We start from the raw sequence: 18,076 nt of genomic DNA on the forward strand, positions 1-18,076 counted from the left end.
CTTTTTGTGACAATTTTGTGACAGATGCCAAGCTAACAAAAGCAGGAGAGACCTTCGCCTCTCCTGCTTCGTGCATCCCGCAAACTTTCCCTGTAACCCAGTATTACTGGATACCTAGGTCTTTCATGTACTTCGCAGAAACTTTCGCTGGAAGCGGTACGTAACCGTCTTTCACGACAACTTCTTGACCCATTTTAGAAAGGACCATTTTCACAAACTCACGCTCTAGTGGAGCAAGTGGTTTGTTAGGTGCTTTGTTTACGTAAACGTATAGGAAACGAGATAGTGGGTATTTGCCAGTCGCAGCGTTCTCTGGAGTCGCGTCGATTAGCTGACCACCTTCTTTCTTAGAAAGAGGTAATGCGCGGACAGAAGACGTTTTGTAACCGATACCAGAGTAACCAATACCGTTAAGTGACGTAGAAACAGACTGTACAACAGACGCAGAACCAGGCTGCTCGTTTACAGAGTTTTTGTAGTCGCCTTTGTATAGAGCGTTAGATTTGAAGTAACCGTAAGTACCAGATACTGAGTTACGGCCGAACAATTGAATGTCACGGTTTGCCCAAGCACCTGTTAGACCTGCCGCACCCCATTTAGTGATGTCTTCGCTGTGACCACCTTTACGAGTAGAAGAGAAGATCGCATCGATTTCAGGAAGAGATAGACCTTTGATTGGGTTATCTTTGTGTACGAATACTGCTAGAGCGTCGATAGCAACTGGCACTGCAGTTGGCTTGTAGCCGTATTTTTTCTCAAACGCTGCTACTTCTTTGTCTTTCATCATGCGAGACATTGGACCGAAGTTAGACGTACCTTCTGTTAGCGCTGGTGGCGCAGTAGAAGAGCCAGCTGCTTGGATCTGGATGTTCACGTTAGGGTAAAGACGTTTGAAGTCTTCTGCCCAAAGTGTCATAAGGTTCGCTAGAGTGTCAGAACCCACGCTTGAAATGTTACCAGAAACGCCACTTGCTTTAGAGTAAGCTGGTAGTTTTGGATCAACATCTGCCATTGCGTTAACAGATACGCCTGCTAGGGTAGAAACCGCTAGTGTTGCAACTAGTTTTTTCATCACTTCAACCTCAATGGTTAACTTTAAAATTTAAGAATCGGAACACGTTTTGTTCTGCGATGTTTAAGACTATAAAGCGGCTTTGTGACACTAATGTTAAAGAACGAAATATTTATAGTTTTTCGGTAGCGCCCAGTTTTTGGCCTAATTAAGAGAAACAAAGAACCGTTAGGCAATCAGGTTCGTTGTAATAACTAGGCAAAATATTCCCAATAGCTTTGAGATCCAATAGACTGACGCAGCGGAAATGTCCGCCAACGATAACAATACAGTCAGTGGGTAAAATAATAATGTTCAACAAAATCATCTGTGGCGCCGAGAGCATATCCACTGTGGTGGGGAAATGCGTGGCTTGGTTCACCTTACTTATGATGCTGCTAACATGCTACATCGTCGTTGCGCGTTACGGCTTTGGCGTCGGCTCCATTGCATTGCAGGAATCCGTTCTCTATCTGCATGCCATGGTCTTTATGCTGGGGGCCGCGTATACCTTTAAAGATGACGAGCACGTACGCGTAGACGTCTTCTACCGCGAATTTTCAGCGCGCAAGAAAGCTTGGGTGAACATTGTGGGTGGATTGATTTTCTTGCTGCCATTTAGTGGCTACACCGCCTATATGAGTTACGACTATGTTGCGGCGTCATGGCGTGTGATGGAAACCTCCCAAGAACCAGGTGGGCTGCCCTTCATTTATCTACTTAAAACTCTCATACCACTCATGATGGCGATGCTAATCATTCAGGGCATCGCCGACATTTTGAAAAACCTAGGCGTTGTCCTTCAAACTAACACGTCAAAGGAGGCACTCTAAGGTGGCTGAATTTTTACCTTTATGGCTGTTTGCAGGGGTCTGTGTCTTTTTGCTGTTTGGCTATCCTGTTGCGTTTTCTCTTGGCGGTACCGCACTTCTTTTTGCTGCGGGCGGCGCCATGTTCGGCACATTCGATGCAGTCTTCTTAGAAGCATTACCAAACCGCCTATTCGGTATTGTCCGAAACGAAACGTTAATTGCTGTGCCCTTGTTTGTACTGATGGGCGTACTACTGGAAAAGTCTAAGCTGGCTGAGCGGTTATTGGACTCCATGGCCATGCTGTTCGGTACTTTGCGCGGTGGTTTGGGCATTTCAGTCATTTTAGTCGGTATGTTAATGGCCGCCAGTACGGGAATTGTTGGCGCGACCGTGGTGACGATGGGCATGATCTCGTTGCCCACTATGCTACGCCGAGGTTATGACCCAGCGCTCGCCACGGGCACGATTTGTGCGACGGGCACACTGGGTCAGATCATTCCACCATCGATCGCTCTTGTTTTGCTGGGTGATGTGATGTCAAACGCCTTTCAAAAAGCACAATTGCAGATGGGCGTGTTTTCACCTAAAACCGTGTCAGTTGGCGACTTATTCGTTGGTGCTCTGATTCCTGGCCTAATTTTAGTCGCCCTTTACATTTTATACGTCGTTATTGTGGCGTGGCTTCAACCAGAGAAAGCGCCCGCCATCCCGAAAGAAGAGTTACGCCGAGGCGTGGACGACACTTATTTATTTGTCGATGTGGTAAAAGGCTTAGTGCCTCCTTTAGCACTTATCCTTGCCGTGCTCGGTTCTATTCTCGGTGGTTTTGCTACACCAACAGAAGCAGCAGGCGTCGGGGCTTTCGGTGCGGCCATCTTAGCGGCGTTGTCGGGTAAACTAAACTTACAAACACTCAAAGACAGCGTATTCGCGACGACAAAGGTCACGGGTATGGTGTTTATGATTCTAATCGGCGCGTCGCTGTTCTCACTGGTTTTCCGAGGCTTCGGTGGGGAAGAGCTAATCCACGAATTCTTTAATCAGCTTCCTGGTGGCGTCGTCAGCGCAGTCATTATCGTCATGCTGGTAATGTTCTTACTGGGCTTCATCTTAGACTTTATTGAAATTACCTTTGTGGTCGTGCCGATTGTGGCGCCCGTATTACTGGCCATGGGTCTCGACCCAATCTGGTTAGGTATTATGATGGCGATCAACCTACAAACGTCATTTTTAACACCACCGTTTGGCTTTGCGCTGTTTTATTTACGTGGTGTAGCCCCCCTTGAGGTGAAGACACAGCAAATCTACAAAGGGGTAATCCCATTTATTTTGATTCAACTGTTCGTACTTCTGTTGTTAGCCATTTGGCCTAGCTTGGCTACTTGGTTACCAGAAGCGGTGTACGCCAACTAATTGGAGAAGATGTTATGAAAGCGATGCAAATAAACGATTATGGCCCTGCTAGTGACCTTACCTTAGTCGACGTGGCCAAACCGACTATTAATGACGATCAAATTTTAGTTCAAATTGGTGCATCAGGGGTTAACCCGGTCGATACTTACATTCGTTCAGGCGTTAACAATTACACTGCGTCGTTTCCCCACACCCCGGGTAACGATGGTGCGGGAACAGTAGTAGAAGTGGGTCGCAATGTTGCCGGATTTCAGGTGGGTCAACGGGTTTACTTCTCGCGCAACTTAACAGGATCTGCCGCGGAATACGCCGTGGCGTTACCCACGCATACATTCCCTTTAGCTGACGCATTAAGCTTTGCAGAGGGTGCGTGTTTAGGAGTGCCCTACACCACCGCACACCGCGCTCTATTCGGTCGAGCACATGCTCAAGCTGGTGATCGAGTTTTAATTCATGGCGCAACAGGCGCTGTTGGGATTGCTGCGGTACAATTAGCGCTATCAGCGGGTATGGATGTGGTGGCCTCTGCGGGAACCCAAGAAGGAGCCGATTTACTACGCGCTCAAGGTGTAGAAACCGTCATCATGCATACAGAGGAAGGTTACTTAAAACCCTTTCAATCTTTGGATACGGGCTTTGACGTGATCATAGAAATGTTGGCGAATCACAATTTGGATCAAGATCTGAAAGCCTTGGCATTTGGTGGTTGCGTGGCCATCATCGGTAATCGCGGTACAGTCGAGATCAACCCGCGAGACTTGATGGCACGCGATGCCGCGGTCATGGGCGTAGCGCTCGCCAACTGCAAGCCAGCGGAGTTACAGCGTATTGCTAAAGCGATGTTGCCCCTATTTGAAAAAGGTGTCTTAAAGCCGGTCATTCGTCGTGAGTACAGCTTAACTGAGCTCCCTCAAGCTCACGAAGATGTCATGAAAAGTGGCGCTCAGGGTAACTTAGTCGTCAGCGTTCAATAACAGCAATGCCTCAGAGCGCCAAGATTGGCGCTCTCTCTTCGCCCCCCCTACTCAACACCCCGAAAGACCGCTATACTCCTTACGTTACACTGAACAAAAAGTAGGCAATCTTTTGACTCCCTCTCAATCTGACGTATTCAGTCTGCCAGACGTTGCAGACACCCATGACCACGACTACCATCAGCTTGTCGTCGTACTCGATGGGAATACTGACTTCGACATCGAAGGTAAAGGTGGCCAGAAAATGCAATCTGGTGCAGGCTGCATTGTGCCTTCTGCCAACGGACACCAATTTGTTGGTCTCGGTGAAAACCGTATTATGGTCGTCAATTTACCCACACCTCCTTTAAAAGCCATCACCGACGAAGAGTACGAGATTGTTTCACGATTGTTCGACCAAGCCGCCTACTTTCAGCTCAATCCACGCTTACAAGTGCTTGCATCAGCACTGTCTGGCGAGCTACAGCAGTACCCTGATGATCCAATCTTAGCAAGAGCCTGTGGTAATACCCTGTTAAGTGCCATCCGCCATCAAATAGCCAATAATAAAGACGTACGTTTACGTGGTAATCAACTCGATATCGAAAAGCTTGACCAATTTATCGAGCTTAACTTATCGCGCCGAGTGCACATTAATCAGCTGGCAAACTTTTGCTTTTTAAGTGTTAGTCAATTCCATGAGCGCTTTAAAGAGCGTACAGGGATGACGCCACACCAATACTTGATACGTAAACGCCTCGAACGCGCTCAGTTGCTATTGCGAGAAGGTCACCCGCCTATTCAAGTCGCAGAAATGTGTGGTTTTTCAAGCCAAAGTGCCATGACCAATGCATTTTCACAAACTTTAGGCATTACGCCTTTAAAGTATCAAAAGCAGTTTCGTTAACCGCGATACCTATTAAACCTGAGTTACCCGTTGCAAGTAGTTAGCAGCTTTTATACCCAGCTTTGCAAACGTTAGAGACCATTTGTAAACGTCTAGAAAATTAATCGGATTTTCTTATAAAAAAAACCGATGATTTAGAAAGACCGTTTCCCCCTCCTGTCACTATAGTGCTCCCATGATGTGGAAATGCACGCCTTGAGTTTTGACAAGTCTTTGCAACACTTAAGGTCACATTTTCGAAAACTATTCAAACGGTTTAATACGGAAGCAGTGTCTTTCGGTTGTCGTGGGAGAATCCGACTATGTTTAACGCACTAGAGGTTTTAGAACCAACCATTCTTGAGCGTCCTCTGAATGAATTATGGCAACGCATTTCGCCACTTTACAGTGTGAATGAGGAACAGTGGTTGTCTGAACTACTGAAGCTTGCAGAACCAACAGACGCACAACTTAAAGCGAGTACGGATGCCGCGACAACACTGATCCAAGAAGTACGTAAAGACGATACATCCATGTCGATGATTGACTCTCTACTGCTGGAATACAGCCTAGATACCAAAGAAGGTATTTTGCTAATGTGCTTGGCCGAAGCACTGATGCGTGTTCCCGATAAAGAAACAGCAGATGCGTTTATCAAAGACCGCTTGAGCGTTGCCGATTGGGCATCACACGCGAAAAACTCCGATTCGTTTTTCGTGAACGCGTCCACTTGGGGACTTTTGCTAACTGGTAAAATCGTCACTATGGACGAAACCAAAGATGGCAAACCAGCCAACCTTGTGAACCGTATGGTCAATCGAGTCTCTGAGCCTGTGATTCGCAAAGCGATGAACCAAGCCATGAAAATCATGGGGCATCAATTTGTCCTTGGACGCTCCATCAGCGAAGCACTTTCACGCGGTAAGAGCTACCGTGACAAAGGCTACACTTACTCATTCGATATGCTTGGTGAAGCCGCTCTAACCGCTTCCGACGCCGACAAATACTTAAAATCCTATGAGCAAGCCATTGAATCTGTTGGCAAAGACACCTACAGCAAAGGCCACCGTCCGACCATCTCGATCAAATTGTCTGCTCTGCACCCACGTTACGAAGTGGGCTGTGAAGAACGTGTGATGACAGAGCTGTTCGAAAGCGTAAAAGGTCTTATCGCAAAAGCGCGTGAGCTGAATGTCGGTATCACCATTGACGCCGAAGAAGCCGATCGCTTGGAGTTGTCACTACACTTATTCGAAAAACTGTTCCGTGATGACGTCACCAAAGGCTGGGGCTTATTTGGTCTTGTTGTACAAGCGTACTCCAAACGCTGTCTACCCGTATTAAACTGGCTTGCTGCGTTAGCAAAGGATGTCGGGGATCGCATCCCGCTACGTCTCGTAAAAGGCGCATACTGGGATTCTGAGATTAAACTGTGTCAGCAACGCGGCTTAAGCGGCTACCCTGTGTACACACGCAAAGAAGCCACTGACGTGTCTTACCTTGCGTGCGCGCAATTCCTTTTGAGCTCACACACACGTGAATGGATTTTCCCACAGTTCGCAAGCCACAACGCCCACACAATCGCGACCATAGCGACCATTGCGGAAAACCTTGGCGCAACCACGAACGAATACGAATTCCAACGCTTGCACGGTATGGGCGATGCCCTGTACAACCGCCTAATCAAAGACAAAGACGTCTGTGTACGTATTTACGCACCTGTCGGTAGCCATAAGGATCTACTTCCTTACCTCGTTCGCCGATTGCTTGAAAATGGTGCCAACAGTTCCTTCGTACACCGTTTGGTCGATGCCAGCCACCCAGTGGAAGAGCTAACGCATCACCCAGTGACGACTCTAAAGAGCCGTAAAACGCTCGGCAATCCATTTATTAATTTACCGAAAGACATGTTTGCTGACCGTAAGAACTCTTATGGACCAAACATTGAAATCGAATCCGAGTGGAAACCGTTCAAAGCGTCGGTAGATGCCTTCATGGGCCAAGACACCCAGTGGACAGCATATCCTATCGTCGGTGGTAAAAATCTAGAAACAGATAGCATTCGTGACGTAAACAGCCCATATGATCACAGCCTAGCAGTGGGTAAAGTTCACTGGGGGACAAAAGACATCGTCGATCAAGCGATCGAAATCGCTGATGCAGCCTACCCAACTTGGTCTAACACACCCGCCACAGAACGCGCCGCTTGTCTTGAGCGTATGGCGGAGTTGATGGAAGAGAACTACGCGGAATTAGTCGCTATTTGTCACCGAGAAGCGGGTAAAACCATTCAAGACAGCATTGATGAAGTCCGTGAAGCGGTGGATTTCTGTAACTATTACGCACAGCAAGTTCGTCAAAACTTTGCTGCGCCTATTACCTACAAAAACTACCTTGGCAAAGAGCAAAGCGTGCAGCTAACTGGGCGCGGTGTCTTTGCTTGTATTAGTCCTTGGAACTTCCCTCTAGCAATCTTTACTGGTCAAGTTGTGGCGGCATTAGCGGCAGGTAACACCGTCGTCTGTAAGGCAGCCGAGCAAACGTCTTTGATCGCTTACCGTGCAGTACAAATGCTGCATCAAGCAGGCGTTCCTGGCGAAGCCCTCCATTTCTTACCAGGTAATGGTTCTACCATCGGTGCGCCAATGACCCAGAATAAGCGCATTGCAGGTCTTGCTTTCACTGGCTCAACAGGGACAGCACAATTGATCAACCGCACCCTCGCAAGTCGTGGCGTCGCACCTGTACCTGTGATTGCTGAAACAGGTGGCCAAAACGCCATGCTGATTGACTCAACTTCTCTACCAGAGCAAGTCGTCCGTGATGCAGTTCGCTCTGCTTTTGCATCAGCGGGTCAACGCTGTTCAGCATTACGTGTTCTGTTCGTTCAAGCGGACATTGCCGATCGTGTCATTCCAATGATTGCTGGCGCAATGAAGGAACAGACCGTTGGTCTACCCTACCTTCACTCAACCGATGTGGGCCCAGTCATCGATGAAAAAGCCCAAACCATGTTGTTAGAGCACATCGAAGTGATGAAGAAAGAAGGCAAACTCATTGCTCAATCGGCTCTACCTGAGTGGGCAGACAAAGGTACGTTTGTCGCGCCAACGGCATTTGAGATTAGCAGCATTGACCAACTCAAAGATGAAAAATTCGGTCCTATCATGCACGTGGTTCGTTACAAAGCGAAAGACCTAGATAAAGTCATCGACACCATCAACAACTCTGGTTTCGGCCTCACGATGGGGGTTCATAGCCGTAACGAAACAACGTGTGCTCGTATCGCGCAACGTGCTCGTGTCGGTAACCTTTACATTAACCGCGACCAAGTTGGTGCGGTGGTTGGCGTTCAACCTTTTGGGGGGCAAGGCTTATCGGGCACAGGTCCAAAAGCGGGTGGTCCACACTACCTACCACGTTTTGCCAAAGAGCAGCTCGTTTAACCGGTAGTCACAGGAGACAAGATAATGACAATCGTAAAACCTATTCAAATTCAAGCGGCTAATAATGCGTTAGAAGCTTGGAACAGTCTTGGTGTACAAGGTCGTGCTGAACTACTGGAAAATGCCGTGAGCAAATTTTCTGGCGCTCAAGCAAGCATGGCACAATGGCAACTCGATAATGCACGTCACGAAATTGGTGAAGCCGTCGTATTACCTGGGCCCACAGGTGAAAGCAACGTTCTCTCTACCCATGGTCGAGGTGCTTTTTTAATCACTGCGCAAGATAGCTTCACGAGCGATAGCGCTCTTGTAGCATTGGTGGGGCAGACCTTTGCTGCCTTGGTTGCAGGCAACCCAGTGATCACAGTAGGCCAAGAAGGCCAAACAATCATGGATAAAATTGCCCCATTCGTAGCGGAAGGAGTCATTCAGAATGTGGCTACATCTGCGGAAGAATCCATCGTTGCCGCCGAAGACTTAGCAGGCATTGCAACCCTTTGCGACGCGGATCATGCACAAGCCTTGTACTTGAAGCTGGCAAATAAATCAGGATTGTTGTGCCAGTTGGTAGAAGAAAATGATGTGGATGCTCTCCCTGTCATTGGAGCGCCCCATTACATTTTGCGCTTTGTGACCGAGCAGACTGTCAGCAATAACACGACCGCGATTGGTGGTAATGCTACCTTACTGGAGCTTGGTAGTAAGGAAGAGTAGTCACTATTGTTCCGTGTGGGTCGGACGTATGCCATCTGACCCACTTGTTTTAGAGCCTATGTACCTCGCATTAGGCTCAGCTTTACGCCCTCTCCTCCCTAACAGAGGGCTTTTTTAATTACGCTTCGCGCGCTAAACATACCTTGTTACGCCCCTGACTTTTGGCTTGATACAACGCTTGATCGACGCGCTTTAATATACCATCAAGTGCGCAGCCAACTTTGATCTCGATTACCCCTATAGACATCGTCATGCTCAAGTGAGCACCTTTAAGAATCAGCGATTGAGTAGGCAAGTAATTTCGAATGTACTCGGCGTACTGCTGTGCTTGTTTCTCATCCGTTTGTTCCATCAAAATATAAAACTCTTCGCCACCGATGCGAAATAAATGGGCATATTCAGGTAATACAGCTAACAATTTTTGAACCACAAACTGCAACGCTTGATCTCCACCGTCGTGACCGTGGACATCATTGATATTTTTAAAGTGGTCTAAATCCAAAATAAGTAAGCTGACAGGCGAGTCGCTCTTCTGGGAGTTTTGGCGCGCAAGGCGAACCAACTTATCGAATTCACGTCGGTTACTAACACCCGTCAAAGGATCCGTCAGGCTAGCCCGCTCCAATTGACGCATCAGTTGGTTACGCTCTGTGATGTTTAGCATGACACCCACCTGACCGCCTTTATGACCGTTTCTCTTATAAAAAACAGCTTTATTAAACTCTATTTCGAACGTTTCACCAGTTTCTGATTTTACCTGTGTTTCATATACCTGCTTATTACCTTGAGCCAGTAACTTGCAGTCAGCTTGGTAATAAATGTCGGCCAACTCTTTCGGCGCTACATCATAAACCGAATGCCCAATAACCTTATCAGCGGGTAAACCAAGAAAAGTATTAAACGCCTTGTTGCAACCACGATAAATATGCAGCTCATCTTTAAAAAAGATTGGCACTGGAATCGCATCAATCACGGTCTGCAACATGTGTTCAGATTCTTTGTCAGATAACTTTGCAACATCACGCTGAGCAAACTGCGCAACTAACCACGCTGCGATAGTCTCGGTTGCGGTGATCGGTAGACTCTGCTGAGCACCCAGCTCAGTCCATTTAATAGAGTCTTGTAAGCTCCAACTTTCAACCAACATCAAGGTTTAGCGGCTTCCAATGTAAGGTGTTTCCGCCTCCAACAAATCCTCAGCGGCCATTAGTACAATCGAGCCTACAGGACAATCTTGCAGATGAGATACCGGAGCCCACTCGGTAGGCCAATGCGCATCCTTCATTAAGTGCGCCAACGACTCCTTCCATGAAGAACAGGCATCCGAGTAATACACGGTAAATACAGCCATTGTAATTCAGTCTTAACTAATATGAGTTTGTGTAAATTTTAGTCAGTGCGATAGCATACATCAACGAAAACACACCACAATGACTATTTAAATCAGCACTTTATTATCACAGTACCTTCTAAACATAAAAAAACCCACGTAGGTTTTACCTTACGTGGGTTTTTAACCATCTAGTTAGAGGCTAACTGTTATTCGCCATCACGCGCGTTGATGTAAGCGCGCTCAGACACTTCATGCCATGCTGATACTTTGTTTAAGAATGCTTTAAACGATTCATAAACTTTTTTACTCATCTCATCGTTCGCTGCCACTTCTTCCAACGTCTCTTGTGAGGCCTGTTTCAAGGCTTTCAATACGTCGTCAGGGAAGGGTCGCAAATCAACATTATGCTCATTCACAAGTGTTTGCAGCGCATCGTTATTCAGCGCTGTGAATTCATCTAGCATATCTTGGGTCGCTTCACGCGCCGCAGAACGAACGATTGCTTGCAGATCCTTTGGCAGCGCTTCAAACGCAGTTTTGTTGACCAACAGCTCCATCGCAGAACCTGGCTCATGCCAGCCTGGGTAATAGTAGTACTTCGCCGCTTTGTATAGACCAAATGCTAGGTCGTTGTATGGCCCTACCCATTCTGTCGCATCAATCGTACCGGTCTGTAATGCAGTGAAGATCTCACCACCAGGTAGGTTAATGGGTGATCCACCCAATTTGCCCAGTACTTCCCCACCTAAACCAGGGATACGCATTTTCAGACCTTTAAAGTCATCTAAAGCGTTAATTTCTTTATTAAACCAGCCGCCCATCTGTACACCAGTATTACCTGCTGTAAGCGGTTTTAGGTTGAATGGTTCGTACACTTCTTCCCACAAGGCCATACCACCACCGTGGTAAATCCATGAGTTAATTTCTTGTGCCGTCATACCAAAAGGTACCGCAGTGAAAAACTGAGCGGCGGGCGCTTTACCTTTCCAATAATACGCCGCACCGTGTCCCATTTGTGCCGTACCTCGGGATACCGCATCAAACACTTCCAACGGCGGAACCAGTTCACCCGCTGCGTACACTTTCACTTTTAAGCGTCCACCGGACATTTCGGTAATGTTGCTAGCAAGATGTTCAGCACCCGTGCCCAATCCAGGAAAGTTCTTTGGCCAAGTAGTTACCATTTTCCATTCGATCGTCTCTGGTTTTGCCGCTTCAGCCATCGCTGCGTTATTCTGTTCTTCTTTATCTCCCCCGCAAGCAACTAAAGATGCCGCGGTGACGCCTGCAAGCATCCACTTGCTCCACGATTTCGCATTTATCATTATTTTATCCCTCAAAAGACCTTTCACATTATTGTTTTTATCACTTCATTACTGAGATCACACTAAGCGTTTCTTGTCTCCACATCGCTGTAGACCGTCATTACCCAGCGGGTAAACACGATACTAAGCCGTGACTGTGTCGATCTCAACACTCCTACCACTAATCGCTACAAAAAAGCCCCGAGGCTTAATGGCAACGGGGCTAATCATGGTTTCACACTGTATCACGAGCGGTCTCAAACCATCCGTTCCCGTGAGTAGTAATTCAATGAATTAAAATGGTGATCGGTACTGCCAACGTTGACGCGCACCACTGTCTGCAGACTCCATCGCTAGCGCCATTGCATAAACCAGTTCACAGGCTTGACGTAACGACACCGGAGCAGGGCCATTATTAAGCACAGCATCCGTTAGTTGTTGGTAATAGTTCAGATACTGACCAGCCGCAATGTGCTCTTCACTAGCGTGAATATCATCCTGGGTGGCTGCCGAATAAACAACACTTCTCTGGCGCTTAGCGGCATAGTTTTCCTGATCCGGTTGTTCACCCGCTCGTAACGCATCTTCCTGAGCATCTAAGCCAAAACACTGCCAAGCGCCATCGGTAAAGCGCGCGTTAAAGCGACGCATCTCGCCAGCTTCAAAAAGAGTGGCGCCAAGCCGCACTCGTGTCTTGCCATAGCCAAGCTCTAACTCAAACCAATCATGAGCCTGACTGCCTTCTCGCAAACTATCCACACTCGCATGAATCCAATCCGGCGTTCCCATGAGAACCAGCATCTGATCCATAAGATGTGGACCTAGATCCCAAAAAATCCCAGAGCCGATACCAGGCTGCTCTCTCCAGCGGTTTTGCGCCACAGGACGAAACCTGTCAAAGCGGCTGTCTAAGTGCTTCAATTTACCCAATTCACCCGACTCAACAAGTGATTTAAGACGTAAAAAGTCGCCATCAAAACGCCGATTTTGATACACCGTGAAGACTTTGCCCTGCTGCTGCGCTAAGCGACACAACGCTTCAATTTGATCTAACTGTGTCACAGATGGCTTCTCAAGCACCACATGCTTGCCAGATTCCAATGCTAATTTTGCTTGTGGGTAGTGCAATGCATTGGGCGTGGTGATCACTACTAAATCAATATCATCAGCGGTTAACAACGCATCTGCATCAGCCGTAACATCTACATCAGGCCAATGTGCCAACACGGTATCACGCTGAGAAGAGCATACTCGAGATAACGTCATGCCAGCTTGCTTAGCAATAAATGGTGCATGAAACACCCGACCAGACAAACCATAACCCACTAGGCCAACCCGAATTGTCATGCCTCACTCCATCAAAATTAATAAGTATTTATAACTTTCTTCCCAAGTACTTTTCAACCTGACGCTTCTCCCAGCTAGGACCGAACAGTTTAATGAGCTCAAAGGTCGTCAATCCGTGGAACATCAGACCTAAGCCCCAACCTAATAGTGGCCAGAACGCCCAAATATAATCAGGATTAGTCATCAAATTTATCGTAAATAATACAGGTATCACTACCGCGTATTGTATCAGATGCTTATAAAACCCCTTGATCCGTTTAACGCGAGCAAATGCTAAGCGCTCTTCAATATCGACTTTATGCGTTTGATTGTCACTTGTTGTCATGTCGGATTCCCCTTGCAAGTTTGACACTGTTGTTTCAAATACAGCAGCCAACGCTTTTAGAGATTCCAAACCCGCTTTTTGCCCACTTTCGATTCGCTGAATCGTACGGACACTCAGCCCACTCAATTGTGAAAGCTGGTCCTGAGACCAACCTCGCTGTAACCTAAGCTTTTTGATTCTCATCCCTAAATCCTTGTCACTGTTTGAGCTATGAAACTAACAGCTGCGCGTCAAAATGCTCACGAAAGATACCTGACACTTTACTGACAGTCCTTATTTTTCAATATGTTAGCGGGAAATTTTTGTATCTTGGTTAGACTAAAAATAACTTTTTATAAACACATTCGTCTTTACCATAGCACTATACAATTAAGTCTGCTGTACGTCCGAATAGATTAATAGAGGGAATTAAAGATGGCAGGCACTAACTTACTCGCGCTGCTTGATGACATCGCCACATTATTAGACGACATCGCGTTAATGTCCAAAGTCGCTGCTAAAAAAACTGGCGCGGTACTCGGCGACGATTTAGCACTTAATGCACAACAAGTATCTGGGGTCAGCGCAGATCGCGAGTTACCTGTGGTGTGGGCGGTCGCAAAAGGCTCCTTTCTCAACAAACTGATTCTGGTGCCCCTCGCGTTATTGATCTCTGCGTATGCACCTTGGCTGATAACGCCTTTACTCATGATCGGTGGTTTGTACCTTTGCTTTGAAGGCTTTGAGAAAATTCTACACAGCTTAACTCATAAAAAAGAGCACAGTTCACAGCTAAACTTACCAGAGGGTACAGATTTAGTGACCTACGAACAGACTAAAATCAAAGGCGCCATACGTACCGATTTTATCCTTTCCGCTGAAATCGTTGTGATTGCATTGGGAACAGTTCAGACCGCTGCATTCATAAGCCAAGTATTAGTCGTCTCCTTAATTGCCATCGTTATGACCGCAGGGGTTTACGCCCTCGTCGCAGGAATTGTAAAACTCGATGACCTAGGGCTTTATCTTAGTAAAAAGCACCAAAGCGGTTTACTCAACACAATGGGCATGGGGCTAGTGACCTTCGCACCCAAGCTCATGAAAACACTGTCTATTGTTGGCACCATCGCGATGTTCCTAGTCGGTGGTGGCATCATCGCCCACGCCTTACCGCATATTGAAGCACCATTGGAATCCCTACCTCCCGCACTCGAAGCGGTTGTTTCAGGCTTAGTGCCCATGCTGATTAACTTTGGGATTGGTTTATTGGCTGGCGCCTTGGTATATCTAGCGTGGGAATATATGGTAGGGCCTTTGGTGTCGAAGGCTCGCTCTTAGGATCTGCTCGTTTTGCAGATGGTCTGACTCTTGTATTCAATTTGCTTACGCCTGTCTCGTCTCGTTCCTCGACACCGACGCAAATTACAGGGACGTTTGAATACCGCGATGGCATGGATGCCAAGAAGCGGTAGAGGCGCAAATCAAACACAAGACCCACCCTAATTAGATTCGAACTTTTTTCTAAACAAAGCTTCTGATGTAAAAGATCTACCTCTTTTATAATTTAAAGTATCAATTTTCCTTGTCGGTCGTACTCTCCATGAAAAAATGGAGCTACTGAGATTGACGCATGTTGACTGCAAAGAATTCCAAGCTTTTCTGTAACTTCGACTGACGTTGTCATTACCTAACTCCTTTTATTAAGCACTTCCCGTTTGCCTGATTTGCGCTGACGTGTCGCAGCTGAGGAACGAAGCAAGACAATGCGCAAGCAAATCAGGTAACGGGAAGAGGCCACCCACTACCGTGAGTGAGTGACTAACTAGCAAAATCCAACGCTACAAGACTTCCAACTTAGCAAACGACAACACCAACCACTTGGTGCCAGCGTCATCAAAATTGACCTGCACACGAGCCTGAGGCCCCTGACCTTCGTAGTTAATCACTAACCCTTCGCCAAAAATCGAATGCTTCACACGATCGCCCATGGAGATATTGGTCTCGGGGACTTGATGACCTTGTAGAATTTTCTGATTCTGCTTTTGTACCGACGATGAGTAGTCAGGTCGCTGTAACGATACCGGTCGGGCTACTTGAGAGCGTAACCTTACTTCCTCCAAGCATTCTTCTGGTATTTCACGAATAAAGCGTGATGGGCTATTAAACGACTCAGAACCATACAGACGACGAGATTCTGCATAAGTAATGTACAGTTTTTGCATTGCACGGGTGATACCGACATAACAAAGACGACGCTCTTCTTCGAGCCGCCCGGGTTCTTCAAAGGACATACGACTGGGGAATAGGTTTTCTTCAACGCCGGTTAAAAATACCAATGGAAACTCTAAGCCTTTTGCCGAATGCAAGGTCATAAGTTGCACGGAATCTTGGTACTCATCCGCTTGCGCTTCCCCTGCATCCAAAACGGCTTGGTCTAAAAACGCCATCATCGGCGAGCTGAATTCTTCATCCGTATCGAGCCAATTAAAGCCACTGGCGGCATTAACTAGCTCTTTTAAGTTTTCGACCCGAGCCTCGCCTTTCTCCCCTTTCTCCTTCTCATGATAAGGAATCAAACCCGCCTCAGCGATAATTTGATCAAAGATATCCCCTAACCCAAGATCGGGGTTCTGCAGTGTTGCTGCCATGCCTTGAATAAGCTGCATGAAACCTTTAATTGCATTGGAAGCACGCGCTGGCAACAAACTATGGGTCACAATTTGCTCTGCCGCTTGCCACATAGAGCAGCCTTGATCCCGCGCCATCTCTCGAATCGTACCGATACTGCGCTCACCAATGCCTCGCGTCGGAACATTGATCACACGCTCGATCGCCCCATCGTCGTTCGGATCAATGGCTAAACGAGCGTAAGCTAATGCATTTTTAATCTCTAAACGGTCATAGAATCTGTGTCCACCATAAATTCGATAAGCAATCTGTTCCCTTACAAGGCATTCCTCAATCACCCGCGACTGGGCATTTGAACGGTAAAGAATCGCCATGTCTTTCAGTGCAGAACCATCGTCTCGCCATTTTTTTATGATGTCGATAATGAATCGAGCTTCGTCTTGTTCATTAAATCCTGCATAGACAGAAATTGGCTCGCCTTCTCCGCTATCGGTCCACAGCTCTTTACCTAAGCGATCATCGTTGTTGCTGATCAGGCCATTGGCAGCTTTTAGAATATGCCCTGTAGATCGATAGTTTTGTTCAAGACGGATCGTCGTTACATCTTTGAAATGTTTAGGAAAATTCTGAATGTTCTCAATCTTTGCGCCACGCCAACCGTAAATAGACTGATCGTCATCACCGACCGCAGTGATGGTGCCGCTCTCCCCTACCATCAAGCGTAACCATGCATACTGAATGGTATTGGTATCTTGAAACTCGTCTACCAAGACATGCATAAAACGCTGTTGGTAGTGTTTCAATAAGGCGGGAGTTGTCAGCATTAGCTCATGGGCCCGCAGTAATAGTTCACCAAAATCCAGTAAGCCATTCTTTTCGCAGGCTTCTTCATAGTGGTAATACATCTCTCGCATACCGCGAGAAAATGGATCATGGCTGTCTGGCACATGTGCTGCGCGCCGACCTTCGTCTTTCTGAGCGTTAATGAACCAACAAACTTGTTTTGGCGGCCAACGGGTTTCATCAATACTGAGCTCACGCATTATACGCTTCACCAAACGCTGCTGGTCGTCACTGTCCATGATCTGAAAGTTCTCTTTCAAACCGGCATCACGCCAGTGAGCACGCAGTAAACGATGTGCCAGACCATGAAACGTTCCGACCCACATACCTTGGGGTGGCACACCGACCAGCTCTTCGATACGCCCTTGCATTTCACGTGCGGCTTTGTTGGTAAAAGTGACTGCCATAAGACTGTAGGGTGACAATTCATAAGCATGCATCAGCCACGCAATACGGTGCACTAATACTCGTGTTTTGCCTGACCCAGCACCTGCCAGCACAAGGCTGTTTTGTAACGGTGCAGCCACGGCTTCTCGTTGCTTATCGTTTAATGCATCGAGAATAAAAGAAACGTCCATTCGAGCCCGCCAATAAAAAATTCATTAAAAATAGGTTGATTTTTGATCAGTTTGCGTTTTCTATACAACTGAAGTCTTGATGTCAGTCTATTTTGACTTTTTTCACCTGTCGATGACAGTGATCTGTGCATTTCTGTCGTCGAAATGGACCGAGAGGAAAAAAAGATGAGTACGCCAGTGGAAATTATTGCTGAAGTCAAAACCGAATTACTACATGCTTCCATCAGTTTGGAAAAGGAAGAAAACGAACGAAATCAAAAGGAAGACAGCGCGCGCATGCTAAAAGCTCGTCGTGCTATTGAGTCTTACATTGAAGAAAAACGCCTGAATCAAGCGATTTCTGACGGCTGGGACGACTAACTCCTACGCTGTCTAAAAGCTACTTTGAATTCGCTTCAAACTAGCACATTTCATTCTTACGGCATCATGCGCGCGTAAGCAGGGTGCCCTTCCCCTCATTTAT

General features: G+C 47.0%; 15 protein-coding genes. 8 read left to right on the forward strand and 7 right to left on the reverse strand.

Annotated features, from left to right (window positions below; translation table 11 throughout):
• Positions 1–103: 103 nt before the first annotated feature.
• Positions 104–1,072, reverse strand: coding sequence for a PstS family phosphate ABC transporter substrate-binding protein (locus DN730_RS04520; protein ID WP_115466924.1), 969 nt, complete (start codon positions 1,070–1,072; stop codon positions 104–106).
• A 347-nt stretch (positions 1,073–1,419) separates the two neighbouring features.
• Between DN730_RS04520 and DN730_RS04525 the strand changes: the two genes are divergently transcribed.
• The 6 genes from DN730_RS04525 to DN730_RS04550 all read left to right on the forward strand — a co-directional run bounded on the left by DN730_RS04525 (position 1,420) and on the right by DN730_RS04550 (position 9,276).
• Positions 1,420–1,884 carry a TRAP transporter small permease subunit gene (locus DN730_RS04525; RefSeq protein ID WP_245957888.1) on the forward strand — a complete coding sequence of 155 codons (465 nt, stop codon included), beginning with the start codon at positions 1,420–1,422 and terminating at the stop codon, positions 1,882–1,884.
• Between the two features lies 1 nt (position 1,885).
• Complete coding sequence (locus DN730_RS04530) at positions 1,886–3,277, forward strand: TRAP transporter large permease (protein WP_115466926.1); 1,392 nt, start codon at positions 1,886–1,888, stop codon at positions 3,275–3,277.
• Positions 3,278–3,291: 14 nt separating this feature from the next.
• Positions 3,292–4,251: an NADPH:quinone reductase gene (locus DN730_RS04535; RefSeq protein ID WP_115466927.1), complete on the forward strand. Its 960-nt coding sequence runs from the start codon at positions 3,292–3,294 to the stop codon at positions 4,249–4,251.
• A 112-nt stretch (positions 4,252–4,363) separates the two neighbouring features.
• Positions 4,364–5,137 (forward strand): AraC family transcriptional regulator, encoded by a 774-nt coding sequence (locus tag DN730_RS04540; protein WP_115466928.1) that lies wholly within the window; start codon positions 4,364–4,366, stop codon positions 5,135–5,137.
• A gap of 302 nt (positions 5,138–5,439) precedes the next feature.
• Positions 5,440–8,562, forward strand: a complete 3,123-nt coding sequence (putA, locus tag DN730_RS04545; RefSeq protein ID WP_115466929.1) for a bifunctional proline dehydrogenase/L-glutamate gamma-semialdehyde dehydrogenase PutA — start codon at positions 5,440–5,442, stop codon at positions 8,560–8,562.
• Between the two features lie 24 nt (positions 8,563–8,586).
• Positions 8,587–9,276, forward strand: a complete 690-nt coding sequence (locus DN730_RS04550; protein WP_115466930.1) for a 1-pyrroline-5-carboxylate dehydrogenase — start codon at positions 8,587–8,589, stop codon at positions 9,274–9,276.
• Positions 9,277–9,394: 118 nt separating this feature from the next.
• Here the strand turns inward: DN730_RS04550 and DN730_RS04555 are convergent, their stop codons facing one another.
• The 5 genes from DN730_RS04555 to DN730_RS04570 all read right to left on the reverse strand — a co-directional run bounded on the left by DN730_RS04555 (position 9,395) and on the right by DN730_RS04570 (position 13,768).
• Positions 9,395–10,423: a GGDEF domain-containing protein gene (locus DN730_RS04555; RefSeq protein WP_115466931.1), complete on the reverse strand. Its 1,029-nt coding sequence runs from the start codon at positions 10,421–10,423 to the stop codon at positions 9,395–9,397.
• A 6-nt stretch (positions 10,424–10,429) separates the two neighbouring features.
• Complete coding sequence (locus DN730_RS19030; RefSeq protein ID WP_147290559.1) at positions 10,430–10,627, reverse strand: hypothetical protein; 198 nt, start codon at positions 10,625–10,627, stop codon at positions 10,430–10,432.
• A gap of 188 nt (positions 10,628–10,815) precedes the next feature.
• Entirely contained in the window at positions 10,816–11,934 is a 1,119-nt protein-coding gene (locus tag DN730_RS04560; RefSeq protein ID WP_115466932.1) for a TRAP transporter substrate-binding protein, read from the reverse strand.
• A 273-nt stretch (positions 11,935–12,207) separates the two neighbouring features.
• Positions 12,208–13,260: a Gfo/Idh/MocA family oxidoreductase gene (locus DN730_RS04565; RefSeq protein ID WP_115466933.1), complete on the reverse strand. Its 1,053-nt coding sequence runs from the start codon at positions 13,258–13,260 to the stop codon at positions 12,208–12,210.
• A 28-nt stretch (positions 13,261–13,288) separates the two neighbouring features.
• Positions 13,289–13,768 carry a 2TM domain-containing protein gene (locus tag DN730_RS04570; protein WP_115466934.1) on the reverse strand — a complete coding sequence of 160 codons (480 nt, stop codon included), beginning with the start codon at positions 13,766–13,768 and terminating at the stop codon, positions 13,289–13,291.
• 231 nt (positions 13,769–13,999) lie between these two features.
• On the opposite strand from DN730_RS04570, the gene DN730_RS04575 reads away from it, so the two are divergent.
• Positions 14,000–14,902 carry a DUF808 domain-containing protein gene (locus DN730_RS04575; protein ID WP_115466935.1) on the forward strand — a complete coding sequence of 301 codons (903 nt, stop codon included), beginning with the start codon at positions 14,000–14,002 and terminating at the stop codon, positions 14,900–14,902.
• A gap of 500 nt (positions 14,903–15,402) precedes the next feature.
• Here the strand turns inward: DN730_RS04575 and uvrD are convergent, their stop codons facing one another.
• Positions 15,403–17,613: a DNA helicase II gene (uvrD, locus tag DN730_RS04580; protein ID WP_115466936.1), complete on the reverse strand. Its 2,211-nt coding sequence runs from the start codon at positions 17,611–17,613 to the stop codon at positions 15,403–15,405.
• A gap of 165 nt (positions 17,614–17,778) precedes the next feature.
• On the opposite strand from uvrD, the gene DN730_RS04585 reads away from it, so the two are divergent.
• Positions 17,779–17,973 (forward strand): PA3496 family putative envelope integrity protein, encoded by a 195-nt coding sequence (locus tag DN730_RS04585; RefSeq protein ID WP_115466937.1) that lies wholly within the window; start codon positions 17,779–17,781, stop codon positions 17,971–17,973.
• The last annotated feature ends 103 nt before the right edge of the window (positions 17,974–18,076 follow it).

Origin of the sequence: Marinomonas piezotolerans, from assembly GCF_003362755.1 — a bacterium.
In the GTDB taxonomy this organism is placed as follows: Bacteria; Pseudomonadota; Gammaproteobacteria; order Pseudomonadales; family Marinomonadaceae; genus Marinomonas; species Marinomonas piezotolerans.

Bases quoted from the DNA above. Each gene is read 5' to 3' on its own strand.
- DN730_RS04520 (WP_115466924.1), bottom strand. From the start codon at position 1,072: ATGAAAAAACTAGTTGCAACACTAGCGGTTTCTACCCTAGCAGGCGTA.
- DN730_RS04535 (WP_115466927.1), top strand. From the start codon at position 3,292: ATGAAAGCGATGCAAATAAACGATTATGGCCCTGCTAGTGACCTTACC.
- putA (WP_115466929.1), top strand. From the start codon at position 5,440: ATGTTTAACGCACTAGAGGTTTTAGAACCAACCATTCTTGAGCGTCCT.
- DN730_RS04550 (WP_115466930.1), top strand. From the start codon at position 8,587: ATGACAATCGTAAAACCTATTCAAATTCAAGCGGCTAATAATGCGTTA.
- DN730_RS04555 (WP_115466931.1), bottom strand. From the start codon at position 10,423: ATGTTGGTTGAAAGTTGGAGCTTACAAGACTCTATTAAATGGACTGAG.
- DN730_RS19030 (WP_147290559.1), bottom strand. From the start codon at position 10,627: ATGGCTGTATTTACCGTGTATTACTCGGATGCCTGTTCTTCATGGAAG.
- DN730_RS04560 (WP_115466932.1), bottom strand. From the start codon at position 11,934: ATGATAAATGCGAAATCGTGGAGCAAGTGGATGCTTGCAGGCGTCACC.
- DN730_RS04565 (WP_115466933.1), bottom strand. From the start codon at position 13,260: ATGACAATTCGGGTTGGCCTAGTGGGTTATGGTTTGTCTGGTCGGGTG.
- DN730_RS04570 (WP_115466934.1), bottom strand. From the start codon at position 13,768: ATGAGAATCAAAAAGCTTAGGTTACAGCGAGGTTGGTCTCAGGACCAG.
- DN730_RS04575 (WP_115466935.1), top strand. From the start codon at position 14,000: ATGGCAGGCACTAACTTACTCGCGCTGCTTGATGACATCGCCACATTA.
- uvrD (WP_115466936.1), bottom strand. From the start codon at position 17,613: ATGGACGTTTCTTTTATTCTCGATGCATTAAACGATAAGCAACGAGAA.
- DN730_RS04585 (WP_115466937.1), top strand. From the start codon at position 17,779: ATGAGTACGCCAGTGGAAATTATTGCTGAAGTCAAAACCGAATTACTA.